Source organism: Bradyrhizobium sp. 139, from assembly GCF_023074175.1.
In the GTDB taxonomy this organism is placed as follows: domain Bacteria; phylum Pseudomonadota; class Alphaproteobacteria; order Rhizobiales; family Xanthobacteraceae; genus Bradyrhizobium.
The window spans coordinates 1-1097 of the sequence record NZ_JADPKS010000131.1 but is presented as its reverse complement, the minus strand read 5'-3'; the positions used below and the strand labels follow the sequence as shown (position 1 = coordinate 1097).

Here is a 1097-nt window from a genome sequence, read left to right as displayed (position 1 = left end):
CTACTTCACCCCGCTGCCAATCCGCTTGGCAGCCTAACCCCGGCAGAGGCTCCACTTATCAACGCGGAAAATCTGTTCAGACAACCGGGACCAGCTCACTGGAACGTCGTCGAAATCCATTCCCAGTTGGAGGAAATACACAAGAGCTGGGCGCAGATCCTAAGGTTAACCGAGCCACAGTGGTTGATCCTGATGGCTATTGACGAACTCGATGAGGGACGCGGTGTGTCGGGGATAGCGGTTGCAAGTAAACTGCGTATCCACCCCGCTTTTGTTACCAACCAAACAAAGAAGCTAGAAACGATGGATTTTCTGGCGCGTGAACCATCCCCCCAAGACGCAAGATTCGTCCAAATGTCTCTGACACAAAGGGCGCGAGCGGAAATCTCGAAGCTGTCGATCAAGAGAGAAGCCCTCAACTCCACATTGTTAGACGGGCTAGATGAGGCCACGCTTGAATACCTCAACAAGCGGCTAGCCGCGATCGCCAAAAACAGCCGATTGGCATCGCAAAAACTGAGCATCGGCGTGTTGTAAGCGCGATCGATTTTTGGTGACTGTACTCGGCGGCGAACTATAACGTTCCTGAACTCTCGCTATGGAGGTAGCTCTTGTGCGAGCTTTTGCTCCAGCCATCTGAAAATGCAGTCGTCAGAGGTGACGAAGTTCTCAACGTTTCCGCCGGAAAATCCCCGCATGATCTGCGGCATAGCTAACTCCAAATCAATTCGTGCCGCTATACAATCAGCTTGTAGCTTGATGGCCTCTGATACGTCGACAATGCCCCGCCCGCCGGCTACGATTAGTATTGGGCAGTTCATTTGTCGCGCCAGTCGTGAGCGAAACGTTGGCTTCAGATCCTTGTCGGTGTCTTCTGCGGTGCTCGTCATCCAGTCTATGCACCTTAGAGAGTCGTCCGTGAAGAATACCCAAGCCGTTGATTTGGAATCATAAACCGACGATCTGTGGAAATCCAATTTGCCGGAAACCGGCCGCTCGAAAGGGGATTCCTTGCAAATTTGATTCGTGATTCTGTGTCGTATCACTGCTTCGGCGGAGAGCGAGATGCGGCCACGGGAACGGCGGGAGACGGGCGA

The 1097-nt window shown here is 53.1% G+C and carries 1 protein-coding gene and 1 pseudogene; one reads left to right on the top strand and one right to left on the bottom strand.

Translation table 11 applies throughout. The features are described 5' to 3' along the window. Positions 1-57: 57 nt before the first annotated feature. Positions 58-537, top strand: coding sequence for a MarR family transcriptional regulator (locus IVA80_RS29930; RefSeq protein WP_247438252.1), 480 nt, complete (start codon positions 58-60; stop codon positions 535-537). A 59-nt stretch (positions 538-596) separates the two neighbouring features. Here the strand turns inward: IVA80_RS29930 and IVA80_RS29925 are convergent. Continuing rightward, positions 597-1097, bottom strand: a pseudogene (locus IVA80_RS29925) (hypothetical protein); the annotation flags it as partial.